At 68.8% G+C, this 24,333-nt stretch carries 21 protein-coding genes; 11 read left to right on the forward strand and 10 right to left on the reverse strand.

The annotated features are described in order from the left end of the window. Positions 1–315 precede the first annotated feature (315 nt). Entirely contained in the window at positions 316–1,122 is an 807-nt protein-coding gene (locus ACFQVD_RS19330; protein ID WP_343964369.1) for an NmrA family NAD(P)-binding protein, read from the forward strand. Positions 1,123–1,307: 185 nt separating this feature from the next. Here ACFQVD_RS19330 and ACFQVD_RS19335 read toward each other — a convergent pair whose 3' ends face one another. The 3 genes from ACFQVD_RS19335 to ACFQVD_RS19345 form a co-directional block, all read right to left on the reverse strand. Continuing rightward, positions 1,308–2,315 carry an LLM class flavin-dependent oxidoreductase gene (locus tag ACFQVD_RS19335; RefSeq protein ID WP_343964367.1) on the reverse strand — a complete coding sequence of 336 codons (1,008 nt, stop codon included), beginning with the start codon at positions 2,313–2,315 and terminating at the stop codon, positions 1,308–1,310. Positions 2,316–2,351: 36 nt separating this feature from the next. After that, positions 2,352–3,254, reverse strand: coding sequence for a carbon-nitrogen hydrolase family protein (locus ACFQVD_RS19340; RefSeq protein WP_343964365.1), 903 nt, complete (start codon positions 3,252–3,254; stop codon positions 2,352–2,354). Between the two features lie 93 nt (positions 3,255–3,347). After that, positions 3,348–4,706, reverse strand: coding sequence for a dihydroorotase (locus ACFQVD_RS19345; RefSeq protein ID WP_343964363.1), 1,359 nt, complete (start codon positions 4,704–4,706; stop codon positions 3,348–3,350). A gap of 477 nt (positions 4,707–5,183) precedes the next feature. Here ACFQVD_RS19345 and ACFQVD_RS19350 point away from each other — a divergent pair, with 477 nt between their 5' ends. The 10 genes from ACFQVD_RS19350 to ccrA all read left to right on the forward strand — a co-directional run bounded on the left by ACFQVD_RS19350 (position 5,184) and on the right by ccrA (position 17,211). After that, a complete protein-coding gene (locus ACFQVD_RS19350; protein WP_343964361.1) occupies positions 5,184–5,996 on the forward strand; it encodes an enoyl-CoA hydratase/isomerase family protein in 813 nt (270 codons plus the stop codon). 108 nt (positions 5,997–6,104) lie between these two features. After that, positions 6,105–7,655: an ABC transporter substrate-binding protein gene (locus ACFQVD_RS19355; RefSeq protein WP_343964359.1), complete on the forward strand. Its 1,551-nt coding sequence runs from the start codon at positions 6,105–6,107 to the stop codon at positions 7,653–7,655. Positions 7,656–7,716: 61 nt separating this feature from the next. Then, positions 7,717–8,637, forward strand: coding sequence for an ABC transporter permease (locus ACFQVD_RS19360; RefSeq protein ID WP_343964357.1), 921 nt, complete (start codon positions 7,717–7,719; stop codon positions 8,635–8,637). Between the two features lie 2 nt (positions 8,638–8,639). After that, on the forward strand, positions 8,640–9,527 hold the full coding sequence (locus ACFQVD_RS19365) for an ABC transporter permease (RefSeq protein ID WP_343964355.1): 888 nt from the start codon (positions 8,640–8,642) through the stop codon (positions 9,525–9,527). 359 nt (positions 9,528–9,886) lie between these two features. Next, on the forward strand, positions 9,887–10,678 hold the full coding sequence (locus ACFQVD_RS19370) for an IclR family transcriptional regulator (RefSeq protein WP_343964353.1): 792 nt from the start codon (positions 9,887–9,889) through the stop codon (positions 10,676–10,678). Positions 10,679–11,168: 490 nt separating this feature from the next. Then, positions 11,169–12,296, forward strand: coding sequence for a Zn-dependent alcohol dehydrogenase (locus tag ACFQVD_RS19375; protein ID WP_343964351.1), 1,128 nt, complete (start codon positions 11,169–11,171; stop codon positions 12,294–12,296). 43 nt (positions 12,297–12,339) lie between these two features. Beyond that, complete coding sequence (locus ACFQVD_RS19380; protein ID WP_343964349.1) at positions 12,340–13,821, forward strand: aldehyde dehydrogenase family protein; 1,482 nt, start codon at positions 12,340–12,342, stop codon at positions 13,819–13,821. Positions 13,822–13,961: 140 nt separating this feature from the next. After that, entirely contained in the window at positions 13,962–14,525 is a 564-nt protein-coding gene (locus ACFQVD_RS19385) for an amino acid synthesis family protein (protein ID WP_343964347.1), read from the forward strand. A 6-nt stretch (positions 14,526–14,531) separates the two neighbouring features. Then, complete coding sequence (locus tag ACFQVD_RS19390; RefSeq protein WP_343964345.1) at positions 14,532–15,902, forward strand: aminotransferase class III-fold pyridoxal phosphate-dependent enzyme; 1,371 nt, start codon at positions 14,532–14,534, stop codon at positions 15,900–15,902. Positions 15,903–15,951: 49 nt separating this feature from the next. Beyond that, on the forward strand, positions 15,952–17,211 hold the full coding sequence (ccrA, locus tag ACFQVD_RS19395) for a crotonyl-CoA carboxylase/reductase (protein ID WP_343964343.1): 1,260 nt from the start codon (positions 15,952–15,954) through the stop codon (positions 17,209–17,211). A gap of 44 nt (positions 17,212–17,255) precedes the next feature. Here ccrA and hydA read toward each other — a convergent pair whose 3' ends face one another. The 7 genes from hydA to ACFQVD_RS19430 all read right to left on the reverse strand — a co-directional run bounded on the left by hydA (position 17,256) and on the right by ACFQVD_RS19430 (position 24,328). Next, the gene (gene hydA, locus ACFQVD_RS19400) at positions 17,256–18,665 is read right to left on the reverse strand and encodes a dihydropyrimidinase (RefSeq protein ID WP_343964341.1); all 1,410 of its coding nucleotides are present in this window, start codon (positions 18,663–18,665) and stop codon (positions 17,256–17,258) included. Further along, positions 18,662–19,066, reverse strand: coding sequence for an allophanate hydrolase-related protein (locus ACFQVD_RS19405; RefSeq protein ID WP_343964339.1), 405 nt, complete (start codon positions 19,064–19,066; stop codon positions 18,662–18,664). The genes hydA and ACFQVD_RS19405 overlap by 4 nt, the downstream gene beginning before the upstream one ends. Positions 19,067–19,076: 10 nt before the next feature. Then, positions 19,077–19,880: an ATP-binding cassette domain-containing protein gene (locus tag ACFQVD_RS19410; protein WP_343964337.1), complete on the reverse strand. Its 804-nt coding sequence runs from the start codon at positions 19,878–19,880 to the stop codon at positions 19,077–19,079. Further along, on the reverse strand, positions 19,877–20,737 hold the full coding sequence (locus tag ACFQVD_RS19415; protein ID WP_343964335.1) for an ABC transporter ATP-binding protein: 861 nt from the start codon (positions 20,735–20,737) through the stop codon (positions 19,877–19,879). Before ACFQVD_RS19415 ends, ACFQVD_RS19410 begins: the two co-directional genes overlap by 4 nt. Next, a complete protein-coding gene (locus ACFQVD_RS19420; protein ID WP_343964333.1) occupies positions 20,734–21,603 on the reverse strand; it encodes an ABC transporter permease in 870 nt (289 codons plus the stop codon). Before ACFQVD_RS19420 ends, ACFQVD_RS19415 begins: the two co-directional genes overlap by 4 nt. Further along, positions 21,600–22,655 (reverse strand): ABC transporter permease, encoded by a 1,056-nt coding sequence (locus tag ACFQVD_RS19425; protein WP_343964331.1) that lies wholly within the window; start codon positions 22,653–22,655, stop codon positions 21,600–21,602. Before ACFQVD_RS19425 ends, ACFQVD_RS19420 begins: the two co-directional genes overlap by 4 nt. 74 nt (positions 22,656–22,729) lie before the next feature. Further along, entirely contained in the window at positions 22,730–24,328 is a 1,599-nt protein-coding gene (locus ACFQVD_RS19430) for an ABC transporter substrate-binding protein (protein WP_343964329.1), read from the reverse strand. Positions 24,329–24,333: the final 5 nt, after the last annotated feature.

The following is a 24,333-nucleotide window of genomic DNA, read 5'->3' on the forward strand; positions in this document are numbered from 1 at the left end:
GCATGACCCGGGACCTTGGACCTAGGACCACCGGAGGTCCGCGCGGCGAGATCTCCGTTGATGCGCGAGGCTGTTGGCCTGTCGGCCTTCGAGGAGGCCGAGTGCGGGAATCGGGGTGTCGGCAAGACTCGTGCCACCATCCCCAAACGAGCGGAGCGCGGCGTCCGAGGCCGGCATGAGGATGGACATCGACCACCGCGACCTGGGGAAACACCGGTGATCGCGTTATCGTGCCGGACTTTTGACCTCAACTGCGGTTGAGTTTCTAGGCTCGTCGGCGACCCATCCGAGCAAGACGACCTAAGGAACTCGACTATGACGACCTTGGTGACAGGTGCCACCGGGAACACCGGCCGGCACGTTGTGGCAGAACTGGTCCGCCGAGGAGAGCGGGTTCGGGCCCTGACGCGAGACCCGGCGGCGAACGTGGGAAGGTTTCCGGCCGAGGTGGAGCTGGTGGCCGGCACGCACAACACACCAGAGAAGTTGGACACCGCACTCCACGGCGTCGACCGGCTGCATATCACGGTGACGAACGGACTTGCCGAGGTCGGGCCCGAGCTGGTCCAGCGGGCGGTCGCCGCGGGCGTTCAGCGCCTCACCGTGCTGTGGGGCGGCTGGGTGGGCCCGGTCGAGCAGGCGGTGGCGGACTCAGGCGTGGAATGGACACGTCTGGAAGCACAGGAGTTCATGTCCAACACGTTGGGCTGGGCCGAATCGATCCGAGCCGAAGGAGTGGTCCGCGAACCGTACGACTTTCCCAGCGCGCTGGTGCACGAGGCCGACATCGGGGCCGTGGCAGCCGTCGCGCTGCTCGATGACGGCCACGCGGGACAGTCCTACAACCTCACCGGACCCGAAGCGCTGACCCCGAGTGAGCGGATCGCGATCCTGTCCCGGACGCTCCGCCGCGACATCGCCTTCGAGCCGATAACGCACGAACAGGCGGTCGACAGGCTGCTGGCCACCGGAGTGTCCCGGGCGGACGCCGAGTATGTCGTCGGCTGGTACGCCGCGTCCGGTGACTCCTCCAAGACCGTGGACGACACGGTCACCCGGGTGACCGGCCGTCCGGCACGTACGTTCACACAGTGGGCGGACGAGCACGCGGACCGTTTCTAGGCTGGGGATCCGAACGCGCCCACGCCGGCCGGTCCCCCGGTTCAGGGCCATGGGTTTCCGCGTTCCCACACCATGAGGTGACACGGAAACCCATGCCCTCGCCAGGCCGGCTGCCGCCGGCAACAGATCAGCGTGTTGCGACGACCGCAGGAAAGCGCCGTGACGGAGCGACCGGAGGGCCCAGGTCAGCGGATGGCCGGAATGACCTCCCTGCCGAACCGCTCGATGTTGCGCCGGACCAGCTCCATCGGCATCCCGGGGAAGTTCAGCCGGACGATCAGGTGCGTCACGCCCAGCGTGTCGCGGTGGTGCAGGCAGTCCTGGATCACGTCGTCGACGCCGCCGATGATGAACCGGTTCCTGGCCAGGTCGGCGAAGTCACTGCTGTTCGCGCCGCTGTTGCCGGGAACGTTGTCGCCCATGCCCCAGCTGTAGTACGCCTTGTACTTCGCGCCGATGAACGGCTCGGCCTCCCTGAGCGCGGACTCCTTGTCGTCGCCGACGAAGAGTTCCACACACTTGGCGAACTCCACCTTCTCCGGCAGGCCCGCCTCCTTCCTGGTCTGGTGGAAGAGGTCGACCTGCTGCTTCATCTCCCCCCACTCCGTCATCGACGTCGCGATCCACGCGTCACCCTGCAGGGCGGCGCGCTTGATCGCGGGGTCGGCGGTGGCGCCGAACCAGATCTGCGGGCGGGGCTTCTGGATCGGGCGCGGACTGATCGTCACGTTGTCGAGGGTGAAGTGCTTGCCCTCGAACGACACGTTCTCCTCGGTCCACAGCCGCTTGAGGATCTCCACGCCTTCCACCAGGCGGCCCACCCGGTGCTTCTTGTTGATCTGGAAGGCGTTGAACTCCTCGTCGCGGTACCCCAGGCCGACGCCCAGGATGAGCCTGCCGCCGGTGATCACGTCCATCGTCGCGTACTGCTCGGCGATGTCGACGGGGTTCAGCAGGGGCAGCAGCAGCAGGTTCGTGCCCAGCCTCATGTCACCCGCCTCCGCCGCCAGACGCGCGAGCATCGGCGTCGTCTGGAGGTACTGGTCGGGGGCGCTCAGGAAGTGCTGGCCCAGCCAGACGGCGTCGTAGCCGGTGTCCCTGATCAACCGCGTCTGCTCGACCAGGCCCTGGAAGGCCGAGTAGATGTCCTGCTGGGGCGCGTACTGCGACCCGAGGAAGACGCCTACGTCCATGGTGTTTTTCCTATCTCCGAGTGGGCGGCCACCGACTTACAGGACACCGCGCGCGATGTCGTCGCTGAGCGAGCCGTAGAGCTCGGGACGGCGGTCGCGGAAGAACGTGTAGCGGACCCCGTGCTGGTCGATCTCGTCCAGGTCGAGCTCGGCCTTGAGGATGTGCGGGCCCTCACCGGCCGGCGCGGCGGTCAGTTCCTCGCCCAGCGGGCTGATGATCCGGCTGGCGCCGAAGAAGTGACGCGGGCCCTCGGTGTTCTCCACGCCGCCCTTGTTGGAGGCGACGACGAACAGGCCGTTCTGGATGGCCGCGGTGCGCAGCTCTCCGCCCCAGGAGTCGGCGCGGTTCGGGCCCCACGCCGCCACCGGGACGAACATGATCTTCGAGCCCTGCAGCGCGAGCACCCGCCACGCCTCGGGGAAGGAGCGCTCGTAGCAGATCAGGATGGAGATCTTGCCGAACTCGGTCCTGAAGGTCGCCAGGCCCGGCCCCTCCTTGAAGTAGTAGCGCTCGTTGAGGCCGGGGCTGTAGCTCCACTGGTCGGGGATGTGGTTCTTGCGGTAGACCTTCACCTGACGACCGTCGGGCAGGTCGCCGGGGATCAGTTCGCCGTCGCGGCCGATGACCGCCACGCTGTTGTAGAACTCGCCCTTGACCTCGCCCTTCTCGTAGAAGGGGAAGAGCACATAGCTGCCGAGCCGCTTGGCCAGCTCCTGGAAACGCCTGACCGACGGCCCGTCGATCGGCTCGGCGAGCTTGAAGTGCTCGGGGGTGTTGTAGCCGCAGAAGTACTGCGTGTTGGACAGCTCGCTGAACACCACGAAGTCCGGCGAGTAGTCCTTCGTGGCCTCGGCGACCAGGGCGAGGTTCTCCTCGACGTTCTTCTCGGTGTCAACGGTCGCCGGTCCGTTCTGGACCAGCAGCACTTTTGCCTTCATTGGGGTTCAGCCCTTCTCACTCATTACCGATAATCCGCAGGTCAGACCCGGTAATACGGGTTGACTTCAGTGGTTGTCGCTGTTTTCCGGTCTCTACCGCGCCAGGAACCGGCCACCCGGCTCGCCGACGACCTCCCCGTCGACGGCCACGGTCCTGCCGCGCAGCAGCGTGCGCACCGGCCACCCGCGCAGCGTCCGCCCGTCGAGGATGCTGTACGCCGACGAGCCGCCCAGGGTCTCGTGGTCGACGACGCGCTCCGCGTCGAGGTCGCACAGCACGAGGTCGGCGTCGGCCCCCACCCGCAGGTTGCCCTTGGCCGGCATGCCGAAGATCGAGGCGGCGTTGCCGGACAGGACCTGCGCGATGCGCTGCAGGCTCATCCCCCGCCTGTGGTGCCCCTCGGAGAGGAGTACCGGAAGCGTCGTCGCCATGCCCGGAAATCCCGCCGCGGCGGACCAGATGTCGCCCTGCTTGCGCTCAAGCGGCACGGCGCAGTGGTCCGTGCCGACGGTGTCGACGTCACCGTCGATCAGTCCGCGCCACATCGCCTCGACGTCCTCCGCCGTGCGCACCGGCGGGTTGATCTTGGCAAGCGATCCCACCTCGCTGTCGTAGGTGTGGGTGAGGTAGTGCGGGCAGGTCTCCACCCAGACCTTGCCGCCGGTGCCCCTGACCCGCTTGGCCGCCTCAAGGCTCTCGCTCGATCCGATGTGCACCAGGTAGACGGTGGCGTCCACCCGTTCGGCGAAGAAGGCCACCCGCTGGATGTTCTCCGCCTCGGCGAACGCCGGCCGGGCGTCGGACCAGGCCCGCAGCCCGGTGGCCCCGGACTCGCGCACCTGCCGCATGGTCCGGTTGACGATGTCGGTGTTCTCCGCGTGCACGCAGGCCACGCCGCCGGACTCGCCGAGCAGGCGCAGGCCCTCCAGCAGCAGCCCGTCGTCGCACTCGTTCACCATCCCGACGGTGGCTCCGTCCGCGCCCCGGTAGGCCATGTAGAACTTGTGCGACCTGACGCCGGCGTCCGCGTACTTCGGTATCTGCCGCACCTGGGACTCGGCGAGCATGCCGAAGTGCAGCGCCACGTCGACGGTGGACTTCTCGTCGACCGAGGCGATCAGCTCGGGAAGCTCGTCGTACGGCGCCGGCTCCGCGCCCTTGTACTGACGGTAGAAGCTCATCACCGTGGTGACGCCGCCGAGGGCCGCCGATCGGGTCTCGGTCTCCAGGTCGGCCTCGAAGGACTGCGCGTAGCCGAGGTGCGTGTGCGGGTCGATGACACCCGGCATGACGACCAGCCCGGTGGCGTCGATCTCCTCGTCCGCGGAGAGTCGCTCACCGGGGGCCAGGACGGCGGCGATCCGCCCGTCCTTGATCCCCAGACTGCCCGCCAGCGTTCCCCAGTCCGGGTCGACAAGCAGTCCACCCGTGACAGCAACATCGAAGTGCACGAAACCTCTCTTCATGGTCGGACATGCGGTGACAGCGATCCCGGCCCTCGGCCACACCCGTCAACTGGTTCACTGAGCGAACTGCCAGTTCATTTTTGACGAGGGTACAGTCTCTGTCAATGCCCGGGTCCGACACCCACGGCCAGGAAACCCGCCGCCGGGGACTCGAATGACCTCGACGGCTATGACATGGGTCACTCGATCGACGTGACCGCCGATCCGCGGATCGGCGGCCGATCCAGCCGGGAGACCCCGGCTCCGGCGCCGGATCGGCCGGAAAATCGGGCCGCGCGCCGCCGGAGCCATCGGGGGTTCACGCACCCCAAGACCCTCCGGAGGCTTCCCTCCTATTGTTGCCTGTCCGTTTCACCCATATGAACTTGCCCGTTTTCTCTTGACACCTCAAGGCCACCTCGGGTCCACTACTCAAATCGATGGTCCACACAGCGGACCGATACCTCAGGGGTTGGAGAGCGAGTGTCCTACGAAGACGTGCGTCTGGAACGTGACGGTCAGGTCGCGATACTGACACTGGCAAGGCCGAAGGCCCTGAACGCCCTCCGCGCCCAGACCGTCAACGAGCTGAGTGCGGCGATCGACGAGATCGAGGCGGACCGCACCATCAAGGCCGTCGTCCTCGGCGCGGAAGGCAACCGGGCCTTCTCCTCAGGTATCGACCTTGTCAACGACCCGTCCCCGGCGAACACCGTGGAGACGGACTACATCGCCCAGCGTAACGCGAAGATGCTGGAGAAGCTCTGGTACATGGACCGGGTGGTGATCACCGCGGTCAAGGGAGTCGCGCTCGCCGCCGGCTGCAACCTGGCGCTCATCGGTGATCTGACCGTGTGCGGGGAGAACGCCTCGTTCGGCGAGCCCGAGATCCGCCACGGCACCCTGTCCCCGCTGCTGCTGCTCCCGTGGCTCACGCACTTCAAGCTGATGAACCACATGTACCTCACCGGCGACAGCGTGGACGCGCAGGAGGCCCACCGCCTCGGCCTGGTCAACACCGTCGTGCCGGACGACGAGGTCGACGCGGCGGCGCTCCGGCTCGCCCAGCGCATCGTCAACGCCCCGCTGCTGACGCTCCAGACCGTCAAGCGCTCGGTCCGGATGATGCAGGACATGCAGGGCTTCCGGGGGCTGCAGATGGGGCACCGCTTCGCCGACACCCTGGTCCTGGACTCCACCGGCGTTCCCGAGCGGGACAACCTGCGCGCGATCCGCGCCGAACACGGTCTCAAGGCGTTCCTTGAGGCGCGCGACGCGCCCTACCGCGAGGCGTGACACCCACACACCTGCCTGGCAGGACACCGCCGGCGTCAGGCGCCGGCATCGGTTTCGGGGGCCGAACACTACGTCCGAGGACAGCGAAAGAGAGAGGGACGTAACTTCATGAAACACCCCGGGAAAACATGGCCGCGCCGCAGTGCCGCGGCGTTGGCCATGCTCACCTCCCTCACCCTGGCGGGTTGCGGCCTGAGCTCGGGAGGCGCCGAGGAGAGCGCCCCCGTGGCGGCCGAGGACGCGACGCTGCGAGTCGGCATGGCCTCCGACGCCCAGAGCCTCGATCCGCCGAACTTCTCCCTCACCGCGGACTTCATCCGCCTCGACCTGATTTACGAGCGCCTGGTCAAGCTCGACCCGAACGGCAAGCCCATCCCTGGGCTGGCCACCTCGTGGGAGCAGAACTCCGACACCGAGTGGACCTTCACCATCCGCGACGGGATCACGTTCACCGACGGCACGGACCTCACCCCCGAGGTCGTCAAGACCAACCTGGAACGCGCGATGAAGGCCCCGCAGGGCAAGGGCTACCTCGGCGTGATCAAGTCGGTGGAGCTCGTCGGCGACAAGCAGGTCAAGCTGATCCTCAGCAAGCCCTTCTCCAGCCTGCTCAACAACCTCTCCGTCCCCGTCGCGGGCATCATCAGTGCGAAGGCGATCAAGGAGAACGAGAAGAACCTGTCGGCCAACCCTGTCGGCACCGGGCCGTACACCCTCAAGAGCTGGAACCCTGACGAGCGCATGGTCCTGGAGCGCAACGAGGGCTACTGGGGCGAGAAGTCACAGGTCAAGACCGTGGAGATCGTCCCGATCCCCGAGGCGAGCACCCGTCTGGCCGCGCTCCAGTCCGGCGACGTCGACGTCATCGAGAACCCGCCTCCCTCCGAGCTCTCCCTCATCAAGGAGTCCCCGGACATCAACGAGCTCATCGAGCCCAAGGCGCAGCCGATCTTCCTCGGTTTCGAGCTCAAGCAGGTTCCCGACGTCAAGGTCCGCCGGGCGATCGCGATGGCGATCGACAAGGAAGGCATCGTCAAGAACGTCCTCGAAGGCGTGGGTACCCCGGCGACCAACGGGCTGCTCCCGCCGGCGCTTGTCACGGCCGCCGCCGACCCGATCAACATCGACCACGACCTCGAGGGCGCCAAGAAGCTCATGGCCGAGGCCGGAGCAGGCGACCTGACGCTCGACCTGGTCCTGCCGGCCAGCTACTACCTCAAGGACAAGGAGGTGGCCGAGGTCATCAAGTCCCAGCTCAAGGAGATCGGGGTCACCGCCAACCTGAAGGTCCAGGAGTCCGGGACGTGGTTCACCTCGCTGCTTGAGCACAAGACCCAGATGTACTGGCTGGGCTGGGGTGTGGCCGCCGGCGACCCCGCCGACATGCTGACCCGCGTCTTCCGCTCCGGTGCGGTGAACAACATGGCGGGCTACTCGGGCGCCGACAAGGAGATCGACGAACTCGCCCTCCTGCCCATCAGGACGCCGGAGCGCGAGGCCCTGATGAACGAGATCCAGCGCAAGATCGTGGAGGAGGACGTCGTGGTGGTTCCCATCCACTACTCGACCAACTTCTACGCGACGCGTGCCGAGGTCCAGGGGTTCCACACCACGATGGCCAGTCTTTGGGACCTGTCGGGCGTCACCGTCAAGAAGTAACCCCCCGCTCGAAGGTCACCGGGGGAGCTTCTCCGCGGCCTAAATGAGGAGATGCGAGGAAATGTTGTCTTATGTAGGCAGACGGCTGTTGCAGCTGGTGCCGCTGCTACTTGTCATCTCGTTCGTCATCTTCGTGGCCCTGGAGATGGCCCCCGGTGACCCGGTCACCCTGCTGCTCGGCCAAAACGCCTCGCCACAGGCGGTCGCCGAACTCCGTGCCGAACTCGGACTCGATCGGCCGTTGTTCCTGCAGTACTTCTCCTTCATCACGGAGGCCGTACAGGGAGACCTCGGCGTCTCCTACCGGAGCGGGCGCGAGGTCGCCTTCGAGCTCGCGCGCACCACCGGAGTGAGCGCCACGCTCGCGCTGACGGCCATGATCCTGGCCGTGCTCGTCGGTGTGACGGTGGGCATCGTCGCCGCCGTCAAGCAGTACACGTTCATCGACACCGTCACCCGCGTCGGGGTGCTGGCCATGGTGTCGCTCCCGGTGTTCTGGCTGGCCATCCTGATGATCATCGGCTTCGCGGTGAAGTGGCCGATCTTCCCCGCCTTCGGCTGGGGGACCTACGGCCACCTGGTGCTGCCGGCCATCGCGCTCAGCACCTACCCGCTCGCCGTCATCGCGCGGCTGACCCGGTCCAGCATGCTCGAGGTGATGAGCAGCGACTACGTCCGCACCGCGCGGGCCGCCGGGCTGCCCGAACGCACCGTGGTCATGAAGTACGCCCTGAAGAACGCCCTGGTGCCGGTGATGACGGTGATCGGCCTTCAGTTCGGCGGACTGATCGGCGGCGCCGTGCTCACCGAGACGGTCTTCGGCATCCCCGGAATCGGCCGCCTGATCGTCACGGCCATCGAAGGACGTGACTATCCGGTGGTGCGCGGTGCGGTCCTCCTCGGAACCGTCGTCTTCGTCCTGATCAACCTGCTGGTCGACATGCTCTACAAGTGGGCCGACCCCCGGCAGCGAGGAGTCTGAGTATGAGTGCGGCAGTAGCCACGGCGCAGAGCGCCCAAGGGGCCGTCCAGGAGCGCAGCGCCTGGAAGGAGACCTGGACGATGTTCGCCCGCAACCGTGCGGCGCTCATCGGCCTGGTCATCCTCGCTGTGATCATCCTCATCGCCGTACTCGCCCCCTGGATCGCTCCACACGATCCCACCGCGCAGAACCTCAGCCTGCGCAGGGAGGGGCCCAACGCCGGAGCGTGGCTGGGCCGGGACGCGTTCGGGCGCGACATCCTGAGCCGCATCATGCTCGGCGCGCGCGCGACCCTGCTCGCCGCCATCGGAGTGATCGTTCTCAGCGGGGTGGTCGGCACCGCCATCGGCATCGTCGCCGGCTACCGGGGCGGCGTCGCCGACAGCCTGCTGATGCGCAGCGTGGACCTGGTGCTCTCCTTTCCCTACTTCCTGCTCGCGATCCTGATCGTGGCGGTGGCCGGCCCGAGCCTGCGCAACGCGGCGATCGCCGTCGGCATCACCTATATCCCGCAGTACGCCCGCGTGGTGCGCGGCGCCACGATGGAGGTGGTGGGCAAGGAGTACGTGGAGGCCGCCCACGCCTCGGGGGTCCGCGGTTTCCGCATCGCGTTCAAGCACGTGCTGCCCAACATCAGCGCGCCCATCATCGTCATCACCACGGTGGGTCTCGCGCTCGCCATCGTGAGCGTGTCCTCGCTCAGCTTCCTGGGTCTCGGAGCACAGCCGCCCAGCCCGGAGTGGGGCGCCATGCTCGCCGACGGCCGGCAGTACGTCGCCTCCGCCCCGCACATCAGCATCTTTCCCGGCATGGCCATCCTGCTGACGGTATTGGCGCTCAACCTGGTCGGTGACGGTTTCCGTGACACCTTCGACCCGACTCTGCGCTGACGCCCGTGCCGGAACGCGTGCGCGTTCCGGTTCACGGAAAGATCGTCAAAGGCTCCGCCCTCACTCACCGATGCCGGCGTTCAGGTGCCCGTCCTCGGTTCAGGACGTCTGCATTTCGGCGGCCCCCGCACCGGTGCGACGATGGAGAGATCCACGGAGGCCCGGTGCGCGCTTGGCAGCATCCGCATCCTCAACGATAATCTCGTCACGCTTGCACGAAGAGGGCCATACCCCGAAACTTGAACATTCGGAACAAATCAGACAAATGCCACTGTTTCTGGCGAGCAGAAAGATGTTGAGCATTGCTCGGGATTTCCCGCTAGGGTTCGGCCGAACAAGCAAATCTCTCCGGAGGAAGAATGGCGGCGAGTGAGTCAGGCCTGGTACGCCGCACCATCTCGGTGCTCCGTGCCGTCGCCGCGCACCCCGAGGGAGTCGGGCTCAGCGAGGTGGCCCGGGAGTCAGGGATTCCGAAGGCCACCTGCTATCGCGTCCTCAACGTGCTGGAGCGCGAGAGCTGGTTGACGCTCGACCCCGACAACCGCCGATACCGGGTCTCCCTGGGGCTCCTGTCGCTCGTCGGCGGGCTGCTGGACAACGACGGCGCCTACCGCAACATGCGGCAGGTCCTGACCGAGCTGGCCGCGCAGACGCAGGAGACCTGCGGCTTCGACGTGCTCCTCCCACCCAACGTGATGGTGGTGGCCCAGATGCCGGGCCCGCGGCTCATCGGCCAGACCCCCAAGCCCGTCCCGCGGACCCAGCCCGTGTGGGCGACCTCCACCGGCAAGGTGCTGCTCGCGGCGCTGGACCGCCAGACGGTCGTCGACGACTACGCGCAGGAGTTCGAGGAGCACGCGCCGGACCACCTCGGCGACTTCGACGAGTTCCTCAAGAGCCTCGATGTCATCCGGGAGCACGGTTACGCCTACACCGTCGACGAGCTGGAGCAGGGCGCCGCGTCGATAGCGGCGCCGGTCCGGGTCCGCGACAAGTACCCGTACGCCGTGTGGATCGGCGGCCCCACCTTCCGCCTCACCAAGGAGTGGGTGGACACGACGGCGCCGTACCTGCTCCAGACGTCGAAGCGCCTCAGCGACCTGCTCAGCGTCACCGACCTGCAGATGGCCAGCGGACTGCCGCTCTACTGAGTCGATCGGCCGTCGCCGGACCGACCGGTCCGGCGACGGCCGATCCACATTGTGCGGACATCGCACAACACTCCGCGACATTTCATGACACCCTGTGACACCGCGAGGGCATCGACCGGCACCGGGTAGGCTCCGTCGCGCCGGGGCCCGTCGGCCCCGCGCCGGCAGAACGTGCCGGTGATCCGCGGGAACACGCGCCCGGCCCGCCGGCTTCCCGCCGTGACGAGGCCGCCCCCGCCGGACCTCCGAGCGACGATCGGCGCCTCCACCGCCCGGATCTCCCGCCGACTCCGGCGCACCCCCATCCACCGGGGGCCGCGACCGATGGCTCCCGCCTCCAGACACCGTCCGGGCGCCTTCACCACCCCGCTCGGCGGGGCACTGCGTTCCCGCTCACATTCTCCCGAGGCCCTTGACATGGCATTATGCAACAGAGGACGATTTTGAAACAATGGTTTGCTGAGTGAACCGAATATTCGTAGCTGGCGAGGTGGGCGAAACGATGGTCAAGGCGCGGGGAGCGGTAATCCACGGTGTCGGGGAGAAGTGGAGCGTGGAGGATCTCCAGGTGGGCGACCCCGGCCCCGGCGAGGTACTCGTCAAGGTCATGGCCACCGGGATCTGCCACTCCGACGACCACGTCGTGCGCGGGGACATCCGCGCCGAGTTGCCTCAGGTCGGCGGGCACGAGGGGGCCGGCATCGTGGAGAAGGTCGGCGTCGGTGTCACCCGGGTGAAGGTCGGCGACCGGGTGGCGACGCTGTTCGTGCCCGTCTGCGGTTCGTGCCGCTACTGCGCCGCGGGCAGGTCCTACCTCTGCGAGAGCACGGCCGGCGTGCGGCCGGGATACGCGATGGACGGCACCCTGCGCTTCCAGCTCGCGGACGGCCACGGGGTCACCGCCACCAGCAGTCTGGGGACCTTCGCGAACTACCTGGTCTGCCACGAGAGCCAGACGGTCGCCGTGCCCGACTCGACGGACTTCACCGCCGCGTGCCTGGTCTCCTGCGGCGTGCTCACGGGCTGGGGCGCGGCGGTCAACGCCGGAGACGTCCGGCCGGGTGACGCGGTCCTCGTCCTCGGCGCCGGCGGGGTCGGCATGAACGTGGTCCAGGGTGCCAGGCACGCCGGCGCCGACCACGTCATCGTTGTCGACCCCTCGGAGTTCGCGCGGAGCCAGGCTCCCACCTTCGGCGCGACCGACACCTTCGCCTCCCTCGACGACGCCCGGCCGCGGATCGAGGAGATCACCGGCGGGCGGGGCGTCGACGTCTCCGTCATCACGGTGGGACGGGTCAACGGCGACATCATCGGCCAGGCCTTCGACCTGACCGGCAAGGCCGGCACCTGCGTCGTCGCCTCCCTCGGCTCCACCGACAAGCACATCGCGGTGAACCCCCGCGACTTCTCCAACCGGACCAAGACGCTGACCGGCTCCCTGTTCGGCAACTGCAACCCGGTCGCCGACATCCCGCGGCTGCTGGGGATGCACTCCGCCGGCCGGCTCAAGCTCGACGAACTGGTGACCCGCACGTACCGCCTTGAGCAGATCAACGAGGCCTACGACGACCTGCACGCCGGGGTCAACATCCGCGGCGTCATCCTGCACGAGCACTGACAGTCTTCCCAACCACCGTACGATCCGCACGAAAAGGACAGTGATGGCCGCGACCCCCGACACCGAAGCCCAGCAGAAGCCCATCGAGCACACGCTTCTGTTCATCGACGGGAAGTGGGAGGAGTCCGAGGCGGGCGGCCGGATCCCCGTCGTGAACCCGGCGACGGGCGAGGTGTTCGTCTCGGTGCAGGAGGCGCGCGAGAGCGACGTGGACCGTGCCGTCCTGGCGGCCAGGAAGGCGTTCGACTCCGGGCCGTGGCCGAGGATGAAGCCAGGCGAGCGGGCGCAGATCCTCTGGCGGCTCGGCGACCTCATCCAGCGGGACGGGGAGGAACTCGCCCGGCTCACCACGCTGGAGAACGGCAAGCCCTACGCCCAGTCCCAGATGATCGACGTGCGGGGCTCCGTCAAGGCGTTCCACTACTTCTCCGGGTGGGCCACCAAGGTCACCGGCGCGACGATCCCCCTCTCCACGCCCGGGGACTACCACGCCTTCACCCAGCGGGAGGCCCTCGGCGTCTGCGCCCTCATCGTCCCCTGGAACTACCCGCTGTCGAACGCGGCGTGGAAGGTGGGCCCGGCCCTGGCGGCCGGTAACACCTGCGTGCTGAAGCCCGCCGAGGCGACACCGCTGAGCGCACTGCGGCTGGCCCGGCTCGCGATCGAGGCCGGGCTTCCCGAAGGGGTGCTCAACGTCGTGCCCGGCTACGGCCCCTCGGCGGGAGCCGCCCTCGCGGAGCACCCGCTGGTGGACAAGGTGTCGTTCACCGGTTCCACCCAGACCGGACGGGCGATCGCCACCGCGTCGCTCGGCAACTTCAAGCGGGTGACGCTCGAACTCGGCGGCAAGAGCCCCAACATCGTCTTCGCCGACGCCGACCTCGAGGCCGCCTCGGCGGGAGCCGCGGCGGCGATCTTCTCCAACATGGGCGAGCAGTGCGTGGCCGGCTCGCGCCTGTACGTCGAGGAGTCCGTCTTCGACGAGGTGGTCGCGCGGGTGGCGGCGATCGGCGCGTCGATGAGGATCGGCGACGGGTTCGATCCGGAGACGCAGATCGGGCCGCTGGTCAGCAAGGAGCACCTGGAGCGCGTCACCGGCTACCTGCGTTCCGGTGTCGAGCAGGGCGCGACCGTGCTGAGCGGCGGCGAAACGGTCGGCGACCGGGGCTTCTACCTCCAGCCCACCGTCTTCACCGACGTGACCCCGGACATGCGGATCGTCCGCGAGGAGATCTTCGGCCCCGTCGTGGTGGCCACGCCGTTCCGCGAGGTCGACGACCTGGTGGATGTCGCCAACGACTCGCCGTACGGTCTCGCGGCCGGTGTCTGGACCCAGAACATCTCCCGGGCGCACTCGATGAGCCGCGCGCTGCGCGCGGGAGTGGTCTGGGTCAACTGCTACGGCGTCTTCGACCCGGCGTTGCCCTTCGGCGGCTTCAAGGAGTCCGGCTGGGGCCGCGAGATGGGCTACGACGTCATGCAGCACTACACCGAGAACAAGAGCACGGTCATCAAGCTGGGCTGACGTTCGCACACCCCTCGCGCGCCGCCGCGGGTTCGCGGCGGCGCGCGAGGGGACCGGCGGTCAACCCTTGACAGGCCACGGCACCACTTGCGTACTATCTGAACCGCTGGTTCAATAGATGAACCATTAAAGGGGAGAACATGAGCATCAAGGTCAGAAAGACCATCCGGCACCTGGAAGAGACCCACCTTGAGAACGGCCGTGAGGTCGACCCCGTGCACCGGGTGGCCTTCGTCGGCATTGTCATCGAGAACCCCTACGGCAGCGGGTACGTCGAAGACCTGGTCACGCTGGCGGACGAGGTCGGCGAGCAGATCGGCGAGCTGGTGGGACCGGCCTGTGTCGAGCTCCTCGGTACCGAGGTCGAGGCCTTCGGAAAGGTGGCGCTGGTCGGCGTCGCGGGCGAGGTGGAGCACGGCTCCGCGCTCATCCACAACCTGCGTTTCGGCAACGTCTTCCGCAACGCCGCGGGCGGGACGGAACTCCTGCCCGCCGCCGAGAAGGTCGGCCTGCCCGGAGCCCCCATCGACGTGCCCCTCAAGCACAAGACCGACTCGAAGACCCGTTCACACCACCAGACGGTCACCTTGCAGGTCCCCGGCGCACCGCTGCCCGGCGAGATCCTGGTGGGCTGCGTCGCGGCGAGCGCCGGTCGCCCGCTCGCGCGGCTGGCGGTCTTCGGTGCGGAAACCGCAGGACAGTAGGCGAGAATGACCATCACGGACAGGGTCGTGGACACGAACGAGTGGACCGCCGACCGCATCAGGGCCGCCGACCGGGAGTACGTCATCCACTCCTGGTCGACGCAGGGGAGCGTCAACGCCGCCCCCATCGCCGGCGGTGAGGGCTCCTGGTTCTGGGACTACGACGGCAACAGGTACCTGGACTTCCAGTCGCAGCTCGTCAACATGAACCTGGGACACCAGCACCCCAGGATCGTCGAGGCGATCAAGGAGCAGGCGGACCGGATGTGCTACATCGGTCCCAACTACGCCGAGCGGTCACGCGCCGAGCTCGCCGAGCTGATCGCCGGACTGACCCCCGGCGACCTGAAGATGACCTTCTTCACCACCGGCGGCGCGGCGGCCAACGAGAACGCCGTCCGGCTGGCCAGGCACGTCACCGGGCGACACAAGATCGTCGCCCGTTACCGTTCGTACCACGGGGCTACGGCGGGCGCCATGGCGCTCACCGGCGACCCGCGACGCTGGGCCGCCGAACCCAGTTCCTTCGGCGTGGTGCGCATGTTCGACCCCTACACCTACCGCTGCCCGGTGGGCCACCCCGACCCGTGCCCCGTCTGCTCCGGCGGTCCGCACCTTGAGGAGATCCTGCAGTACGAGAACCCGGACACCGTCGCCGCGGTCGTCCTGGAGACCGTCACCGGGACGAACGGGCTCATCTACCCTCCCGAGGGCTATCTGCGGTCCATCCGCGAGGTGTGTGACAAGTACGGAATCATCCTTATCTTCGATGAGGTGATGGCGGGCTTCGGCCGTACCGGGGAATGGTTCGCCTGCAACCACTGGGACGTCACCCCCGACATCCTGATCACGGCCAAGGGCCTCAACTCCGGTTACGTCCCGCTCGGCGCGATGGTCGTGAACCAGCGGATCTCCGACTGGCTGATGGTCAACAAGTTCTGGGGCGGGCTGACCTACGCGGGCCATCCGCTGGCCTGCGCCTCCGGCGTGGCGTCGATCAAGGCCATGCAGGACGAGAACATCCTGGCCAACACCCGTGAGATGGGCGAGCGCCTCGGCCTCGGCCTGGACCGGCTGGCCGACAGGCACGTGAGCATCGGCGACATCCGGGGCCGTGGCCTGTTCTACGGACTCGAACTGGTCTCCGACCGTGGGACGCGCGAGCCGCTGGTCCCGTTCAACGCCACCGGGGCGGCCGCCGCACCGATGACGGCCGTGGTGGCCGCGGCGAAGAAGCAGGGGCTGTATCTGTCGGCGAACAACAACGTGCTCCGGCTGACCCCGCCCCTCGTGATCACCGGCGAGGAGATCGACTTCGCGGTGGACGTCCTCGACAAGGTGCTGACCCTCGCCGACGAGGCGGCGGAGCAGGCCTGACGGGTCACCCGGCCCGTAGTTCTCGATTTCAACGTACGAAGGAATACGCATGTCCGAGATGAAGCGCGAATCGGTCAGCACGACCGACAGGGCGGTCCCGCTGGGAGAACTGCCGCCGATCGGCGAGGTTCCGAAGACGATGACCGCGCTGGTCGTACGGCAGGACCGGTTCGGCGACCCGGAGAAGGCATTCCAGGTCGAGACGGACATCGAGGTCCCGCCGCTCGGCCCCAGCGAGGTCCTCGTCGCCGTCATGGCGGCCGGGGTCAACTACAACAACGTGTGGGCGGCCCGCGGTTACCCCGTCGACGTCATCGGGCTGCGCCAGCGCGCCGGTGAGCCCTACGACTTCCACATCGGCGGCTCCGACGCGTCCGGCATCGTCTACGCCGTGGGCTCCGAGGTCTCCAATGTGGCCGTCGGCGACGAGGTCATCGTGCACCCCGGTTACTGGGACGAGAACGACCCCTGGATCCTCCGGGGCAAGGACCAGATGGTGGCCCCGTCCGCCCGGATCTGGGGCTACGACACGAACTTCGGGTCCTTCGCGCAGTTCGCCCGGGCGCAGGCCCACCAGGTGCTGCCCAAGGCCGGCCACCTCTCCTGGGCCGAGGCCGCGGCGCCCACCCTGGTCGGCACGACCGCCTACCGGATGCTGCACGGTTTCGAGGGGAACACCGTGCAGGAGGGCGACGTGGTCCTGGTCTGGGGCGGCTCCGGCGGTCTCGGCACGCAGGCCATCCAGCTCGTCAACCTGGCCGGCGCCAAGCCGGTCGCGGTGGTCTCCGACGACGAGCGCGGCGAGTACGCCCTGGCCAAGGGCGCGATCGGCTACATCAAGCGCGGCGACTACAGCCACTGGGGAATCCCGCCGCTGGTCGACGACAAGGCGGGCCAGAAGGAGTGGCTGGGCCAGGCGCGCGCCTTCGGCAAGAAGATCTGGGAGATCGTCGGCGAGCGGAAGGACCCGGCGATCGTCTTCGAGCACCCGGGCGCCGCCACCGTGCCGACCAGCATCATGGTCTGCGAGCCCGGCGGCATGGTGGTCATCTGCGCCGGCACCACGGGCTTCGACGCCATGGTGGACCTGCGTTACCACTGGACCCGGCAGAAGCGTTTCCAGGGCAGCCACGGCACCAACGACGCGCAGGCCGTCGCCTACAACGACCTGGTCATCGCCGGAAAGATCGACCCGTGCCTGGGGCGCGTCGTGGAGTTCACCGACCTCCCCCGCGTGCACGCCGAGATGGGCCGCGGTGAGCAGGTCTTCGGCAACTCCGTCGCCCTGGTGGGCGCCAAGCCCGAGTAGCGGGGAGGGTGAGATCGCCCCGGCCGCCGGCCGGGGCGATGTCGTCACGGGGCCGTGCGCCCCAGTGCCGGGGTGAGCGAGATCGGCCCGGCGGACAGGTGCCGGCCGCGGGGGACGGGGTCGACCAGGACGCCGTCGTGGACCACCACCCGGCCGCCGACCAGGACGGTCCGCGGCCTGCCGGTCAGGGTCATGCCCTCGTACGGCGTGTAGTCCGTCGCCATGTGCAGGTCGCCGGCGCTCACCCGCCACCGGGCGGCCGGATCCCAGATCGCGATGTCGGCGTCCGAGCCCGGCATCAGCGTGCCCTTGCGCGGGTACAGGCCGTTGGTCCTGGCCGGATTGGCGGCGGTCAGCTCGACGAACCGGGTGGCGGGCAGCCCGGCCCCGGCGACGTACTCGGAGAAGATCACCGGTAGCCGGGTCTCCACCCCGGGCAGGCCGTTGGGCATGGCCCGCACGTCGGTGCGCCGCGACTCCTTCTGCGCCACGTCGTAGCAGCAGTGGTCGCTGCCGATCGTGGTGATCTCCCCGGTGAACAGGTGGCGTCCCAGCGCGTCGACGGCCTGGCGGGAGCGGAGCGGCGGGCAGCAGACGAACCGCTCCGGGGCGGGGCCGTCGTAGTTGCCGTCGTCCAGCACCAGGTGGTGGGCGACCGATTCGGTGAACGCCGGCACGCCGCGCCGCCTGGCCGCCGCCACCAGCTCGACCGCCTCGGCGGTGGACTGGTGCACGAAGTAGACCGGTGCCGTCAGCGACTCGGCGATGGCCAGCACCTCGGCCACCGAGGCGGTCTCGGCCAGTTCGGGACGGGTCGCGGCCATGTGCTCGGCGCCGATCCTGCCGCTCGCCGCGCACCGCTCCTGGGTGTCCTCGATGATGTGGTTGGCCTCGCAGTGGATCACCACCATGCCGCCCAGGTCGCGCAGCGTCCTCATGGTCCGCAGGATGGTGTCCTCGCCCGCCATGGTCTCGCCGCGGTAGGTGGTGAACATCTTCACCGTGGGCATGCCGTCCGCGACCAGCGCGCCGAGCTGGTCGGGCACGGTCTCGTCCCACTCCACGACGCAGGCGTGCAGGGCACTGTCGCACAGTCCCCGATCGGCCTTGGCCCGCTGGGCGTACGCCGCGTCGGCAGGTGCCTGGCCGGGCCGTGGGATGGCGAAGTCCACGATCGTGGTGGTGCCGCCGAACACCGCGGCCGTCGTGCACCTGGTGTAGTCGTCGAGCGAGGTGAAGTCGCCGGAGGTGAAGCCGACGTGGCAGTGCGGGTCCACCCCGCCCGGCATGACCAGCCGCCCGGTCGCGTCGACCTCGGTCGCGCCGCCCGGCGCGGGTGTGCCCGGCTCGGCCAGGGCGACGACGACGCCGCCGGCCACGAACACGTCGGCGGGGGCGGACCAGCCCGCCTCGACCACCGTGCCGCCCCGCACCACCAGCTCGGCGTCCCTCATCCGATCGCGCCCTGCGTCCGGCCGGACGCGAGATAGGCGCGCCAGCCACCGGCCGTGCTGATGTCGGTGACCCCCGGCAGGGTCAGCGACCCGTCGCGCATCCGCATGGACAGCGATCCGCTGCCGTCGGAGAGCTCGATCACGCTCAGCTCCAGTTCCTCGGGCTCGTTCGGCAACAGGTGCTCGCGCAGGATCCGGTAGCTCACCTCGTACAGTTCGCCGGGCACGGCGTGCCCGTCGGAGGTCACCGGGTACAGACCGGGGAACTCGTCGCGCACCGAGTAGAACCGGTAGCGGGGGGCGGTCTCGACGGGGCCGACGAACACCGCGCCGCTCAGCGCGGTGTTCAGGCTGCCACCCGACATCGCCTGGCCGTTGACGAACATCCGCAGATTCTCCACGGGTCCTCCTTCAGTACTGGGGTTCGGCCGCGCGGCGGGCACGCTCGGCGGCGGGGTCGGGGATCGGGACGGCCGCCAGCAGCGACCGGGTGTAGGGGTGCTCCGGCGCCCCGTACACCTGCTCCCGGGTGCCGATCTCAGCGAGCCGTCCCTGCTCCATGACCGCGATCCGGTCGCAGAGGTAGTAGACGACCGCCAGATCGTGCGCGATGAACAGGATCGACAGGTTCAGCCGCAGCCGCAGGTCCCGGAGCAGGTTGAGCACCTGGGCCTGGACCGAGACGTCCAGGGAGGAGATCGGCTCGTCGCAGATGAGCAGCCGGGGCTCGACCGCCAGGGCCCGGGCGATGGCGATGCGCTGGCGCTGCCCGCCGGAGAACGACCTGGGGTAGCGGTCCAGGTGCTCGGCGGACATGCTCACCGTCTCCAGCAGGGCCGCCGCGCGCTCCCTGCGCCGGCGCCGGTCCGGTTCGAGACCGTGCACGGCGAGCGGCTCCTCGAGCAACTGGGCCACGGTCATCCGGGGGTTCAGCGACGAGTACGGGTCCTGGAACACCATCTGCATCTCGCGGCGGAGGGAGCGCAGCTCCCCGCGGCCGGCCGCCAGCACGTCGCGCCCGCCGAGTTCCACCCGGCCTGAGTCGGGTTCGGTCAGCCGCGCCACGCACCGCGCGGTGGTGGACTTGCCGGAGCCCGACTCCCCGACCAGGCCGAGCACCTCGCCCGGCATCATGTCGAAGGAGACGTCGTCCAGCACACGCCTGCCCTCGAACGACTTGACCAGGTTCCGCACCCGCAGCAGGGGCTCGCTCATGACGGGCTCACCGTCCCTTCCTCGGCCGTCTCCACCGCGGAGCCGATGGTGGCCAGCGGCCTGGACAGGTCGCCCCCGATCCGGGGCACGGCCGCGAGCAGCGCCCTGGTGTAGGGGTGGCGGGGCCGGGCGTAGATCTCCTCGACCGGGCCGCTCTCCACCGCCAGGCCGTGGCGCATCACCACCACCCGTTCGGCGAACCCGGCCACGATGCCCAGGTCGTGGGTGATCAGCAGGACCGCCATGTCCCGCTCGTCGGCCAGCTCGTGCAGCAGCCGCAGCACCTGCGCCTGGACCCGCACGTCGAGTGCGGTGGTCGGCTCGTCGGCGATGAGCAGCGCGGGTTCCGCGATGATCGCGATGGCGATCACCACCCGCTGCCGCATCCCGCCGGAGAACTGGTGAGGGTAGTCGTCGAAACGCCGCTCGGCGTCGCGCACGCCCAGCCGGGAGAGCAACTCGACGCCGCGCCGCCTGGCGACCTTCTTGGACACCCCTCGGATGACCAGCGGCTGCGTGATCTGCCAGCCGATCGTCATCACCGGGTTGAGCGAGGCCAGCGGGTCCTGGAAGACCAGGCCGACCCCCGAACCGCGGATCTCGCGCATCCGGCGCGGCGGCAGCGTCAGCAGGTCGGTGCCGTCCAGCTCGATCCGCCCGGTCAGCGTGGCGCCGGCGTCCAGCCGCAGCACGGCTCGCGCGGTGACCGACTTGCCGGAGCCGGACTCGCCGACCAGCGCGACCTTCTCGCCGCGGGCCAGCTCCAGGTCGACGCCGTGCACGACCTCGATCGGCCCCTCGGGCCCGGGAAAACTCGCCCGCAGATCTCGTACGGCGAGCAGTGGTGTGTCCGTCATCGGCCGGCCCCCTCGCGGATCGTCGGGTCGTTGCGCACCCGCAACCAGTCGCCCAGCAGGTTGAAGGAGATCGCGGTCAGCATGATGGCCAGGCCGGGGAAGGCCACCGCCCACCAGCCGTTGGTGAGGTTGTTGGCCGCCGCGGCGATCATCGCCCCCCATTCGGCGGACGGCACCTGCGCGCCGACGCCGACGAAGGACAGGCCGGAGATGACCAGCATCACCGCGGCGACGTCCAGCGTGGTCTGCACGTACAGGGTGTTCAGCGCGTTGGGCAGGATGTGCCGGAAGACGAGACGGGTCCTGGAGACGCCGAGCATCCTGGCCGCGTCGACGTACTCGGCGTCCTTGACGTCGCGGACCAGCGTGCGCACCAGCCGCGCGTAGCCGGGCCACCAGGTGAGGGAGAGGGCGATCACCGCGGACTGCAGGCCGGAGCCGAGCGCGGCGGCCAGGCCGAGGGCCAGGATGATCGACGGGAGCGAGAGGCCGATGTCGGTGATCCGCATCAGCACCTCGTCGACGACCTTCCCGCCGAGGGCGGCGACCGTGCCGACCACGGTCCCGATCAGCGCCGCGGCGACGATCACGATCATCGTGGCGGGCAGGGTGACCCGCGCGCCGGACAGCACCCGGCTGAGCACGTCACGGCCGCTGGCGTCGGTGCCGAACCAGTGGTCACCCGAGGGGGACAGCAGGGCCTTGGACAGGTCGACCGCGTAGGGGTCGTGTGGCGCGATCAACGGCCCGACGACGGCGAGGAGCACCATCGCCACGGCCACCGTCACCGCGGCGCGCTCGACGATCGGGACGCGGGGCAGGACGCGGCGGCGCGTGCCGGCGTGCGCCGTGGCGCCGGCGCTCACGCGTTCACCTCCGCGAGGGCGGGTGCGGCCGGCTCGCCCGTGCGGCGCTTCGTCCTGCGCAGCCGTGGGTTGAGCCAGAGCTGGACCAGGTCCACGGCGATGTTCGCCACCACGAAGACCACTCCGATCACGAGAACCGTGCCGATCACGGTGTAGAGGTCGCTCTGCAGGACGGCGGCGACCGCGTGGGCGCCGATGCCCGTCCTGCCGAAGATGGATTCCACCAGGACCGTGGAGCCGAGCATCCAGCCGAGTTGCATGCCGAGAATCGTGCTGGCCGGGACCATGGCGTTGCGCAGGCCGTGTCGTACCACCACACGGAACTCCGAGGCGCCGGTCGCCCGGGCCAGCGTGATGTAGTCGGAGTCCAGCGTGGTGATCATTGAGGAGCGCACCGTGCGGGCCACCACCGCGACGAACGAGGCGGCCAGCGTCAGGGCGGGAAGTATCAGGTGTTGCAGGGCGTCGCCGAAGGCGGCCAGGTTCCCGCCGAGCAGCGCGTCCAGCGAGGTCATCCCGGTGATCCTCGGCACGTCCTGGCCGAAGGCGAGCTGGCCGGTCAGCGGCAGCAGCCTGAGTTCCGCGGCGAAGACGAGCTGAAGCATGAGGCCCAGCCAGAAGACCGGGACCGCCGCGCCCAGCAGGGCGATGAGCCGGGCCGCGATGTCGGCCGACCGGCCTCGGCGGTAGGCGGCGTACACGCCCAGCGGTACCGCCACCACGATGTTGATCGCCATCGCGGCGAGCACGAGTTCCACCGAGGAGGGCAGCATGGCCGCGATGTCGTCGAGCACCGGCCGCTGGGTGAACACCGAGATGCCCAGGTCGCCGTGGAGCAGCCGGTCCAGATACCCCGTGAACTGCTGCCACAGAGGCTGGTCGAGGCCGAGCTGGATCCGTACCTGTGCCACCTGTTCGGCGGTCGCGTTACGCCCCGCGGCGGTCCTGGCCGGGTCGCCGGGCAGTACCTGGGTCATCAGAAAGGTGACGACGGCCAGGCCTGCCAGAACGACGACGCTGGTCACGAGCCGCCGTAGCAGAAAACGAGCCATGGGGTACCTCCCCTCAGTGGTGATCTCCGATGATGGGCGGGCTCGGCGCGGCGGTCCGCGCCGAGCCCGGCGGGTCAGCCGACCTGCACCTGGTAGACGTCCACGGTCTGGTGGTGCGCGGGGTCATAGGCGTAGCCGGTGAGCCCTTCGCGGTGAACCGTCACGTACTGCGGGTTGGACATGTTGACCGAGGGGTGGTCGGCCGCGATGGTCTGCTGGGCCTCCTTGTAGAGGGCGCAGCGGGCCTCGATGTCCGTCAGCTTCTGAGCGTCCTCGACCAGCTTGTCGACCTTCGGGTTGTGGTAGCCGCCGCTGTTCTGCCCGTTGTTGATGAACTTCGAGTCGAACTGCAGGTACAGCACCGAGTCCGGGTCCGGGTAGGGCGGGAAGCCGTAGATCATGCCGAGGTCGGGCGTGGTCGCGTTGCTCTTGAGCATCTCGACGTACTGCGGGTAGGTGACCGCCGACAGTTCGACCTTCACGCCGATCTTGGCGAGGTTGGACTGGAGCAGCGTGGCCGCCTGCTCCATCTCGGCGGTGGCCTTGAGGTAGCTCATGGTCAGCGTGACGTTCTTCAGACCGGCGGCGTCCAGGACGCTCTTGGCCTTCTCCAGGTCGTAGCCCGCCTGCGCGACCGTGGGGTCGGCGCAGGCCATGGTGCCCGCCAGCACGCCGGCGGCCTTCTTGCCCGCGCCCTTGAGGATGGCCGACTGGTGCTGGTCGTAGTCGTAGGCGTAGGTGATGGCCTCGCGCAGCGCCTTGTCGGCCGTCGGCGAGTCCTTCATCTTGAAGAAGGTGTAGAGCTGCACGTTGGTGTCGGCCTTGTCCACCACGTGGCCGGCGCTTTCGAGACCGGCCCAGTCGTTGGGGTCGATGTCCATCGCGATGTCCACGTCACCGTTGCTCAGCGCGGTCTTCTGGGTCGTCGCCTGCGGCAGGTAGCGGATCACCACGTCCTTGGCCTGGTTGGTGAAGCCGCCCCAGTAGCCGTCGTGCCGGGTGAACTTGGCCTCCTGGTTGGGGGTGTACCCGGCCAGCTTGTACGGCCCGGATCCCGCGCCGTTGGCCGCCAGCCACTGGCGGCCGTCGTCGGAGCCCGCGTTGGCCTGGACGAGCTTGGAGTTGAGCAGGTAGACCCGCGACAGCGCACCCAGGAACGGCGCGTAGGACTGCTTCAGCCTGATCGTCAGATGGGTGTCGTCGACGACCTCGGCGGAGTCGTAGGCGGTCAGCAGCGACGCGACGCCCATCTGCAGTTTGCTGATCCGGTCCATCGTGTACTTCACGTCGGCGGCGGTCAGCTTGGTGCCGTCGTGGAAGGTCACGTCGTCGCGGAGCGTCAGGTCGAGGGTCTTGCCGTCCTTGGAGAACGTCCACTCGGTGGCCACGGCGGGGGCGAGCACGCCGCCCTTACCGTACTTGACCAGGGTGTCGTAGGCGGGGATGGACACCTCGTCGACGGTCGAGTTGTCGGCCTGGACCGGGTCGAAGGTGGCCGGCGGCTCGTTCTCCGCGATGATCAGTGTCTGCTTGCGGACGTCGGAGCCGCCGGAGGCGCCCGAGGTGCTCTGGCCGCAGGCCGCGAGGGCCAGCGCGCCGACGAGCAGGACTGAGGTCAGGCCCAGCGTGCCCTTGCGGCCACGTGCCACCGGGGTGGCGGGGGGTCGGTGCACTGTCG

This window comes from Streptosporangium amethystogenes subsp. fukuiense (assembly GCF_042665875.1).
GTDB lineage: Bacteria > Actinomycetota > Actinomycetes > Streptosporangiales > Streptosporangiaceae > Streptosporangium > Streptosporangium fukuiense.

Excerpts from the sequence above, each read along its gene's own strand:
- ACFQVD_RS19340 (WP_343964365.1), bottom strand. The coding sequence starts at position 3,254 with ATGAAGGCAAAAGTGCTGCTGGTCCAGAACGGACCGGCGACCGTTGAC.
- hydA (WP_343964341.1), bottom strand. The coding sequence starts at position 18,665 with ATGAGGGACGCCGAGCTGGTGGTGCGGGGCGGCACGGTGGTCGAGGCG.
- ACFQVD_RS19380 (WP_343964349.1), top strand. The coding sequence starts at position 12,340 with ATGGCCGCGACCCCCGACACCGAAGCCCAGCAGAAGCCCATCGAGCAC.
- ACFQVD_RS19390 (WP_343964345.1), top strand. The coding sequence starts at position 14,532 with ATGACCATCACGGACAGGGTCGTGGACACGAACGAGTGGACCGCCGAC.
- ACFQVD_RS19365 (WP_343964355.1), top strand. The coding sequence starts at position 8,640 with ATGAGTGCGGCAGTAGCCACGGCGCAGAGCGCCCAAGGGGCCGTCCAG.
- ACFQVD_RS19425 (WP_343964331.1), bottom strand. The coding sequence starts at position 22,655 with ATGGCTCGTTTTCTGCTACGGCGGCTCGTGACCAGCGTCGTCGTTCTG.
- ccrA (WP_343964343.1), top strand. The coding sequence starts at position 15,952 with ATGTCCGAGATGAAGCGCGAATCGGTCAGCACGACCGACAGGGCGGTC.
- ACFQVD_RS19355 (WP_343964359.1), top strand. The coding sequence starts at position 6,105 with ATGAAACACCCCGGGAAAACATGGCCGCGCCGCAGTGCCGCGGCGTTG.
- ACFQVD_RS19330 (WP_343964369.1), top strand. The coding sequence starts at position 316 with ATGACGACCTTGGTGACAGGTGCCACCGGGAACACCGGCCGGCACGTT.
- ACFQVD_RS19360 (WP_343964357.1), top strand. The coding sequence starts at position 7,717 with ATGTTGTCTTATGTAGGCAGACGGCTGTTGCAGCTGGTGCCGCTGCTA.
- ACFQVD_RS19370 (WP_343964353.1), top strand. The coding sequence starts at position 9,887 with ATGGCGGCGAGTGAGTCAGGCCTGGTACGCCGCACCATCTCGGTGCTC.
- ACFQVD_RS19415 (WP_343964335.1), bottom strand. The coding sequence starts at position 20,737 with ATGACGGACACACCACTGCTCGCCGTACGAGATCTGCGGGCGAGTTTT.
- ACFQVD_RS19385 (WP_343964347.1), top strand. The coding sequence starts at position 13,962 with ATGAGCATCAAGGTCAGAAAGACCATCCGGCACCTGGAAGAGACCCAC.
- ACFQVD_RS19410 (WP_343964337.1), bottom strand. The coding sequence starts at position 19,880 with ATGAGCGAGCCCCTGCTGCGGGTGCGGAACCTGGTCAAGTCGTTCGAG.
- ACFQVD_RS19335 (WP_343964367.1), bottom strand. The coding sequence starts at position 2,315 with ATGGACGTAGGCGTCTTCCTCGGGTCGCAGTACGCGCCCCAGCAGGAC.